The organism is Novosphingobium sp. 17-62-19 (assembly GCF_002256775.1).
In the GTDB taxonomy this organism is placed as follows: domain Bacteria; phylum Pseudomonadota; class Alphaproteobacteria; order Sphingomonadales; family Sphingomonadaceae; genus Novosphingobium.
The window spans coordinates 1-8088 of the sequence record NZ_NCII01000123.1; the positions used below are offsets into that span (position 1 = coordinate 1).

General features: G+C 62.0%; 9 protein-coding genes. 3 read left to right on the forward strand and 6 right to left on the reverse strand.

What is annotated here, in order from left to right:
- On the reverse strand, nt 1-638 hold a 638-nt coding region (locus B7X90_RS17295; RefSeq protein WP_292626601.1), incomplete at its 3' end, for a site-specific DNA-methyltransferase.
- Nucleotides 639-873: 235 nt separating this feature from the next.
- Between B7X90_RS17295 and B7X90_RS17300 the strand changes: the two genes are divergently transcribed.
- Together B7X90_RS17300 and B7X90_RS17305 are read left to right on the forward strand one after the other, a co-directional pair.
- Nucleotides 874-1485: a response regulator transcription factor gene (locus tag B7X90_RS17300; RefSeq protein WP_292626603.1), complete on the forward strand. Its 612-nt coding sequence runs from the start codon at nt 874-876 to the stop codon at nt 1483-1485.
- A gap of 88 nt (nt 1486-1573) precedes the next feature.
- Nucleotides 1574-2899 (forward strand): HAMP domain-containing sensor histidine kinase, encoded by a 1326-nt coding sequence (locus B7X90_RS17305; RefSeq protein WP_292626620.1) that lies wholly within the window; start codon nt 1574-1576, stop codon nt 2897-2899.
- Between the two features lie 12 nt (nt 2900-2911).
- Here the strand turns inward: B7X90_RS17305 and B7X90_RS17310 are convergent, their stop codons facing one another.
- A complete protein-coding gene (locus tag B7X90_RS17310; protein WP_292626606.1) occupies nt 2912-3670 on the reverse strand; it encodes a hypothetical protein in 759 nt (252 codons plus the stop codon).
- A 108-nt stretch (nt 3671-3778) separates the two neighbouring features.
- On the opposite strand from B7X90_RS17310, the gene B7X90_RS17315 reads away from it, so the two are divergent.
- Nucleotides 3779-4453: a hypothetical protein gene (locus B7X90_RS17315; protein ID WP_292626608.1), complete on the forward strand. Its 675-nt coding sequence runs from the start codon at nt 3779-3781 to the stop codon at nt 4451-4453.
- Between the two features lie 9 nt (nt 4454-4462).
- On the opposite strand, the gene B7X90_RS17320 is transcribed toward B7X90_RS17315, so the two are convergent.
- From B7X90_RS17320 to rph, 4 genes are all read right to left on the reverse strand, one after another.
- The gene (locus tag B7X90_RS17320; protein WP_292626610.1) at nt 4463-5356 is read right to left on the reverse strand and encodes a tyrosine recombinase XerC; all 894 of its coding nucleotides are present in this window, start codon (nt 5354-5356) and stop codon (nt 4463-4465) included.
- Complete coding sequence (gene hemW / locus B7X90_RS17325; RefSeq protein WP_292626614.1) at nt 5353-6507, reverse strand: radical SAM family heme chaperone HemW; 1155 nt, start codon at nt 6505-6507, stop codon at nt 5353-5355. The genes B7X90_RS17320 and hemW overlap by 4 nt, the downstream gene beginning before the upstream one ends.
- 119 nt (nt 6508-6626) lie before the next feature.
- Complete coding sequence (gene rdgB, locus B7X90_RS17330) at nt 6627-7250, reverse strand: RdgB/HAM1 family non-canonical purine NTP pyrophosphatase (RefSeq protein ID WP_292626616.1); 624 nt, start codon at nt 7248-7250, stop codon at nt 6627-6629.
- An 81-nt stretch (nt 7251-7331) separates the two neighbouring features.
- Nucleotides 7332-8048 (reverse strand): ribonuclease PH, encoded by a 717-nt coding sequence (rph, locus tag B7X90_RS17335; protein ID WP_292626618.1) that lies wholly within the window; start codon nt 8046-8048, stop codon nt 7332-7334.
- Nucleotides 8049-8088: the final 40 nt, after the last annotated feature.

Consider the following 8088-nt stretch of genomic DNA (forward strand, 5'->3'; position numbering starts at 1 on the left):
TCGCTACCCGCTATGAAAAGACCGATCAAAGCTACCGAGCAATGATCAATCTTGCCGCGCTCAGAATTGCTCTGCGGTAAATGTCCACAGGCCTTAGTTAATGCTTGCGGATGGGAGGGGTATTTCAGTGTGTGGGCACCGTACGGAATGCGGACCGAGTCGACATTGAGCTTGTGATTTTTGGATTTCCTCAGATGAAGCAAGCTCTCATGCGAGCGTCCCCAGTCAGAACCAAGATTAGCTTTGTTCTTGTAATGCCATACAATCCATTTGCATGATCCAAAATACTTCATGGAAGGATGCTTTATGTCTGCCAGAATTTCAGAAAATCCGCATACGTACATGCTACCTGTGGGTTTTAGCACTCTCGACGCTTGCTCAATCCACCTCATCGACCAAGCGATGTACGCCTCCTGGCTTTCAAAATTGTCCCAGTCAGCTTTCTTGATGTTATAAGGCGGATCGGCAAAAATGAGATCGACCGATGCATCAGGCAGCGATGCCAACCATTCTATGCTATCACCCTGATAGAGTTTACCATTCGGATGCGCAAAATGCTCGCGGAAACCAGACGTAACTGGTTCGCCTTCAAAGGTCTGGCCTTGGGGTCGGAGCAACTCCTCGAACAGCACAATCATTCTACCTCTTTTTGAGTGCTATGCGCGGATTACATATTCCCGTTTGCGCGTTTTGGTTAGACCTAACGGTTCGGAAGCTGTGCATATAACCATCAATAGCTGGACGTTGTGGGCAGATGGGTCGGTACCACCCTGAACAAACCCCAACACCCCTATTCCTTGACCGTTCAGGTTTCCCGCCCCATCTACCAACCCAACTGACCGCGCCGCACAGGCGCGCTGCAAGGGGCAAGTGATGCGCATTCTGATCGTCGAGGACGAACCCACTCTCGGCAAGCAGCTCAAGAACACGACCGAGGAATATGACGCGGTCGTGCTCGATCTCGGCCTGCCCGAGATCGACGGCCTGACCGTGCTGGGCATGTGGCGCAAGGAGGGGCGCAAGTTCCCCGTCCTCGTGCTCACCGCGCGCGATTCATGGTCGGACAAGGTCGCAGGGCTTGATGCCGGGGCCGATGATTACCTTGCCAAGCCGTTCCAGACCGAAGAACTGATCGCCCGCCTGCGCGCACTGATCCGCCGTGCTTCGGGCAATTCCTCGTCCGAACTGACTGCAGGCGATGTGCGGCTGGATACCCGTTCTGGCCGCGTGACGCTGAATGGCGAGCCGGTGAAGCTGACCGCGCAGGAATACAAGCTCCTGTCCTATCTGCTCCACCACAAGGGCAAAGTCGTCAGCCGCACCGAACTGATCGAACACATCTACGATCAGGATTTTGACCGCGATTCGAACACCATCGAAGTCTTCGTCACACGCATCCGCAAGAAGCTTGGCCCCGATGTGATCACCACGATCCGTGGCCTTGGCTACAGCCTCGACGATCCGGCTGGGCCGGGTCGCGGATAACTGGCGCGGGTAATCCTTGCCCACGCCACGGCCCGAACAGGATAAGGCACCGCAGCCAGCGCCGCACACCGGTTCGCTGGCGCGGCGTATGCTGCTTATCGCGGCGGGCTGGATCACCGTGCTGCTGCTGGGCGGGGGCCTCGCGCTCGACCAGACGCTGACCGGGCTGATTACCCGCAACTTTGACGAGCAACTGGAATACATGCTCACCGCCATGGTCGCCTCGGCCGAGGTTGATCCTGACGGCGAAGTCTATTTCAACCGCCCTTTGGGCGACCAGCGCTTCCTTGAACCCAACAGCGGTCTCTACTGGCAGATATCGGGGCAGGGGCACGAGGATTTTCCCTCGCGATCGCTGTGGGACCGCACGTTGCAAACCACGCTCGACCAGAACCATATCGAGCCGTTCATCGTTGACAGCGACCAGTTCGATGGTGAGCGTCTGCGCCTTATCAAGCGCTCGGTTATCCTGCCCGGCAGCAATACGCTGTGGGAGTTCCAGATCGGAGCCAGTCGCGGCGAGATTGACGCGCAGATCCGCCGCATCCGCTCGATCCTGCTCTGGTCGTTCCTGGCGCTGGGCGCAGGGCTGGTCGGCATGGCAGCCCTGCAAACCTACTACGGCCTCGGCCCCTTGCGCCGCGTTCGCCGCGCCATTGCGCGAATGCGGGAAGGGGAGGCAAGCCGCGTCACCGATCCGCTGCCGCTGGAAGTGCAGCCGCTGGTCACCGAACTCAACGCCCTGCTCGAACATTCGGAACGGCAGGCCGAAGAGGCGCGCACCCATGCCGGCAACCTTGCCCACGCGCTGAAAACCCCGCTCACCGTGGTGATGAACGCCGCCACCGCCAAGGCCGATGATCTGGCCGATACGGTAATCCGCGAGGCCGCTGTGATGCGCCGCCAGGTCGATCACCACCTCGCCCGCGCCCGCGCCGTGGGCCGCCGCGCGGTAGGCCTATCACGCGCACAAGTGTGGGAAAGCGCGCAGGCGGTGGAGCGCGCGGTGGTGCGGCTCTACCCCAACGTGCGGTTTGACATGGACGGCAGCCGCACCGCCGAAGTCTCGATAGAGCGGCAGGATCTGGACGAAATCCTCGGCAACCTGATTGAAAACGCGGCGAAATACGGCGGCGGCTCAGTCTTCATCACGATCGATGCTGCGCCTACCGACCCCAAATTCTGCGAGATCTGGGTGGAAGACGATGGCATGGGCATCCCCGAAGAAGCCCGCACCCGCATCTTCGATCGCGGCGCACGGCTGGACACCGGCAAACCCGGCACCGGCCTCGGCCTCGCCATCGTGCGCGATGTGGCGGAGATCTACGGCGGCAGCGTTGAGCTGAAGGAAAGCGAGGACTTGGGCGGGCTTATGTCTGTCCTGCGCCTGCCAAGGCCTGCAATAGCGAAGTAGCCAGTCGGCGCGTCAGAAACGCGCCTGACCCTGATTCCAGTTGCCCACATCGCAGTGCCCGCTGAACTTGGTCATGCCTTTCACTTCGATGCTGCCGGTTCGGCGGTCCACGGTGAACGTGGGCTTGTTCATCCCGTTCAGGCGATAAGTGCCGCTGATCATGGTCGGGCTGGATTGCAGGTTGGTGATTTCCCACCAGCCGTTGTCGCCACCCGAATGGATCGGCGGGACCAGGCTTTTGCCCAGATGAATGCGTCCATGATCGCCGTAAAGTTCGATCTGCACGTCAGAGCCGAACCCCTGCGTTGTCAGGCCTGATGATCCCCATTCCCACTTGTGGGAAAACGGATTCCATTTGTAGGTCGGCGGCGTGGTGGCCAGCTTCGTTCCCGCGCCATAGCAGACCAGCACCAGCGAGCCGGGGTCGCTTGGTTGAGGCTGGCCATGACCGTATGCAGGGGCGGTGCTAGCCACCTTGTCGCAATTGCCCGCAGGCACCGGCTGGATCGCGGAATAGCGCCCCTCCATCGTTGCCACCGAAACACATTGGCCTTTCCGCTGGTTCCACCAGAATGTGTAGCGCTGGTCGCCCACTGTAGAACTGTTGGTCGCTTCGTATCCGCGCGCCTGCAATTGCGTTTCCCCTCCGGCTCCGCGCGCGCCCACAAGGTCGGCCAGTTCCGGCACGCCCTGCGCCGAAGCGGTCTGCACATGGGCCGTTGAAGCCAGCAGGGCTGCAATCACAATCGGCGATGGGGAAACTTTGCGCATTCAAGCCTCCATTTGCAGGTTAACCAACAATGCTTGTCTTTACAGTAACATCCTTGCCAAGAGGATGAACTCGTGGCCAAGTAACGTCAACCGGTGCAGGGATCGCTCATGGATTTTTTCAAGATCATCCAGTCGCTTGAGGAACTCCTCTATGAAATGATGACGTGGCTGGTGTTCTACCCCCGCACACTCTGGCGATCATTCGCGCACCCGATTGCGCTGTTGCGCTATTCCGACCGGGAATTGCGCGATTCGCCCGACCAGCAGTTTCTTGAACTGCTCAGCCCACCACTGTTCCTGCTGTTAACCATCTTGCTGTCACATCTGATCGAAGTGGCGATGCACCAGCAATTGCCGATCCCGACCACGGAATTCGGGCGCGCTGTCCTGACCTCGGATCAGAACCTGTTGATCCTGCGGGCTTTGATGTTCTCGATCTATCCGCTGCTTTTTGCAGTTACCCGGCTGCACATTCAGCACATCCCGCTCAATCGCCAGACCTTGCGAGAGCCTTTCTTCGCGCAGTGCTATATCGCCGGACCATCAGCCCTCGTGCTCGGGCTGGCGTCGATCCTGATGCGGGTGCCGGGTGATGTGCCGTTGCTCGCCGGTGCCGCCATGGCGCTGCTCAGCGTCATCTGGTATCTGACCGTTGAAGTGATCTGGTTTCGCGTCCGGTTGGGCCTGAGCCTGTTCATCGCCGTCCGCACCACCATTTTCACGTGGCTCGCGGCGGCCTTCCTCAACTTTCTGGTTAGTTTCCTGGTGATTGGCCTGCGATAGCCGAAAGGGTCAGGCGCGCGGGTGGGCGTTACGGTAGACGTCTAGCAACGTGGCCGCATCGACCTGAGTATAAATCTGTGTCGATGACAGGCTGGCGTGGCCCAGAAGCTCCTGTAAACTCCGCAAATCCGCGCCCGCACCCAGCAGGTGCGTGGCGAAGGAGTGTCGCAGCGCGTGGGGGGTGGCGGTGGCGGGCAGGCCCAGCACAATGCGCGCGCGGGCTACGGCGCGTTGGACCATCCCTTGCGCCAAGGGGCCACCTTTTGCGCCGCGAAACAAGGGCTTGGACTTTTCCAGTGGCCACGGGCACTGGCGCAGATAGTCTTCCACACCCTCGCGCACGATCGGCAGCAGCGGCACCACGCGCTGCCGTCCGCCCTTGCCGGTGATCACCACGCTTTCGCCCAAAGGCAGGACCGAAGCGGGCAGGGCCAGCGCCTCAGCAATGCGCATCCCGGCGCCATAGAGCAGCAGCAGCACGGCCCGGTCACGCGCGGCGATCCACGGTACGCTGGCATCATCCGCCACGGTTTCTGCAAGGTTTACAGCCTCATCCGGCGTGATCGGGCGCGGCAGGCCTTTCTTCACACGCGGGCCGCGCAGGCGCGGGCGGCTGGCATCCAGATCGCCCGCCTGCTCCTTGGCAAAGGCAATGAACGTCTTCAGCGCCGACAATTCCCGCGCCGCCGAAACATTCCCCAACCCATCGGCGCGCCGCTCGGCCAAGTGGGTGCGCAAGGTGGCGGCGTCGATCCGCGCCACGGTCGCCCAATCCAACTCGCCGTCGAGTGCATGGAGCATCCGGGCGGCGGTGGCGGCATAGGCGCGGACGGTGTGGGGGGAGCGGCGACGCGATTGCGCGAGGTGGGCGTTGTAGGCTTCGAGAATGTCCGCCGCCGTCATGCGCTCACCAATTGGTGCGAAACGATGTCGCCCAGCAGCGCTTCAAGCAGCGGTGCGCCCTTTTTGGTGACGGTTAGGTGCATTTTGGTGCACTCCAGAAACCCCATTGTTGCGAGCCGTTCGCAAGCTTTGCGGTCGATCATCGCATCTTCGGAAAGGCCGAAGCGCGCGGCAAGGGCAGGCGGGGAAATGCCCTCGGTCAGCCGCAAACCCATCAGCAAAGCCTCGGTCGCCTGCTCACTGACCGGCAGCAAGCGCTCTTCCGAAATACCATGCCCTTGCTCGGTCACTGCGCGCAGGAAGTTCTCCGGCTTCTTGTGCCGCACCGTCGCTGCGCCCAGCCTGCGCCCATGCGCGCCGGGGCCGATGCCGATGTAATCCTGATAGCGCCAATAGATGAGATTGTGGCGGCTTTCCTCGCCGGGGCGCGCGTGATTGCTGGTCTCGTAGGCAGGTAATCCGGCGGCGGCAGTCAGTTCGCGGGTGAGCGCGAAGAGGTCCGCGCCTGCATCGTCGTCGAGCGGAGTCAGCTTGCCTTCGCGGACGAGCGTGGCGAAGCGGGTGCCCGGTTCGATGGTCAGTTGGTAGAGCGAAAGGTGTCCGGTTCCGAAACCCAAAGCGCGCTTCAGTTCAGCTTCCCACTGGTCCGGCGACTGTTCGGGGCGGGCGTAGATCAGGTCGAAGCTGACACGCGTGTAAGTTTTCTGCGCAAGCTCCAGCGCCGCAAGGCTTTCGCTGACGTCATGGAGGCGGCCAAGGAATTTCAATGTGTTGTCGTCAAGCGCCTGCAGCCCGAGCGAGACGCGGTTGATCCCGGCAGAGGCCAGCGCGGTGAAATTGGCGGCTTCGACGGAGCTGGGATTGGCCTCCAAAGTGATCTCGATGCCCGGCGCAAAGCCCCACAGGGTTTCCGCCTCACGCAGTAGTGCCTCAACCAGCGCGGGCGGCATTAGCGAGGGGGTGCCGCCGCCGAAGAAGATCGAGGTGAGGGGGCGGCCGGGCGTCAATCGCGCTTCGTGGCGCATGTCGGCGAGCAGGGCGGCGGTCCATGCCGCGATGTCCGTTCGCTCGCGCACATGGCTGTTGAAATCGCAATATGGGCATTTTGCGAGGCAGAACGGCCAGTGGATGTAAAGGGCGAGGGGTTGCATCGTGCGCCCCTTAGCATTGTTCTGCTCCCCCGCGAAGGCGGGGGTCTCAGGAGGTTTACACTGAGGTTCCGTCAAAGGCCTGAGGCCCCCGCCTTCGCGGGGGAGCGCTGGTTTGGGGTTTATGCGAACTGGTCCGCCACCAGCTTGGCGAAGGCGTCGGCGCGGTGGCTGATCGCGTGTTTTTCTGCCGGGTCGAGTTCCGCGAAGGTGCGCGTATCGCCCATGGGCACAAACACCGGATCGTAGCCGAAGCCCATCTTGCCGCGTGGAGGCCACGTCAGGGTGCCGGGGGCGCGACCTTCGTAGACCGCGTTTTCGCCATTGGGCCATGCTATCGCGAGGACGCAGGCGAAGTGGCAGCCGCGTGGGGTATCGGGGCCGAGTTCGGCGAGTTTGCCTTCGACTTTGCCCATTGCCATGTACCAGTCGCGGCGGGGGCCGCCTTCGAAGATGTCGGCTTCTGCCCAATCGGCGGTGTAGACGCCGGGTGCGCCGCCGAGAGCATCGACACAGAGGCCGGAATCGTCGGCCAAGGCCGGGATTTGCGCGGCTTGGGCGGCGGCTTGGGCCTTGATCAGCGCGTTTTCGATGAAAGTCGTGCCCGTTTCGGCAGGCTCAGGCAGGCCGAGTTCGCCCGCTGACAGGCATTCGATGCCGTAGGGGGCGAGCAGGGCCTGGATTTCCTTGAGCTTTCCGGCGTTGTGCGTGGCGATCACGAGTTTGCCGGTGCTGAGGCGGGGCATTTGGCTTCCTTACGTCTCGCTTGGTTGAGGGAGGCCCCCGCCTTCGCGGGGGCGCTTTCCTTCAAAAGCAGTTCCTCAATCTTAGCCGCGCACGGCCTTTTCCTGTGCGGCGAAGATTTCGTTGCAGCCGATGCGGGCGAGGCGCAGGAGGCGCAGGAGGCCTTCTTCGTCGTATGTCGCGCCTTCGGCGGTGGCCTGTGCTTCGGCGATCTTGCCGCCTTCGATCAGCACGAAGTTGGCGTCCGCGTCAGCCGATGAATCCTCGATGTAATCCAGGTCCAGCACGGGCTGGCCGTTGACGATGCCGCACGAGATGGCTGCGACCTTTTCGGTCAGCGGGTCTTCCTTGATCGCGCCGCTGGCCAGCAAGCCCTGCACGGCAAGCCGCAGGGCGACCCATGCGCCCGAGATCGAGGCGGTACGGGTGCCGCCGTCGGCCTGGATCACGTCGCAATCCAAGGTGATCTGGCGTTCGCCCAGCTTCTTCATGTCGGTGACCGAGCGCAAGGAGCGGCCGATCAGGCGCTGGATTTCCTGCGTGCGGCCCGATTGCTTGCCCTTGGCCGCTTCACGGCTGCCGCGCGTGTGCGTGGCGCGGGGAAGCATCGAGTATTCTGCGGTGACCCAGCCTTCGCCCTTGCCGCGCAGGAACGGCGGCACGCGCTCTTCGATGGAGGCGGTGACGAGCACCTTGGTATCGCCAAAGCCGATCAGGACGGAGCCTTCAGCGTGTTTGGTGAAGCCGGTTTCAATGGTGATGGGGCGCATTTCATCGGGCGCACGGCCGGAAGGTCTCATGGAATTTCCCTCGCAAGTTTGGATGGCCTCTGGCGCATTG

What these genes read in the sequence shown, in the direction of transcription:
- rdgB (WP_292626616.1), bottom strand. Translation starts at nt 7,250, where the DNA reads ATGCCCCGCCTCAGCACCGGCAAACTCGTGATCGCCACGCACAACGCC.
- B7X90_RS17320 (WP_292626610.1), bottom strand. Translation starts at nt 5,356, where the DNA reads ATGACGGCGGCGGACATTCTCGAAGCCTACAACGCCCACCTCGCGCAA.
- B7X90_RS17315 (WP_292626608.1), top strand. Translation starts at nt 3,779, where the DNA reads ATGGATTTTTTCAAGATCATCCAGTCGCTTGAGGAACTCCTCTATGAA.
- B7X90_RS17310 (WP_292626606.1), bottom strand. Translation starts at nt 3,670, where the DNA reads ATGCGCAAAGTTTCCCCATCGCCGATTGTGATTGCAGCCCTGCTGGCT.
- B7X90_RS17300 (WP_292626603.1), top strand. Translation starts at nt 874, where the DNA reads ATGCGCATTCTGATCGTCGAGGACGAACCCACTCTCGGCAAGCAGCTC.
- hemW (WP_292626614.1), bottom strand. Translation starts at nt 6,507, where the DNA reads ATGCAACCCCTCGCCCTTTACATCCACTGGCCGTTCTGCCTCGCAAAA.
- B7X90_RS17305 (WP_292626620.1), top strand. Translation starts at nt 1,574, where the DNA reads ATGCTGCTTATCGCGGCGGGCTGGATCACCGTGCTGCTGCTGGGCGGG.
- rph (WP_292626618.1), bottom strand. Translation starts at nt 8,048, where the DNA reads ATGAGACCTTCCGGCCGTGCGCCCGATGAAATGCGCCCCATCACCATT.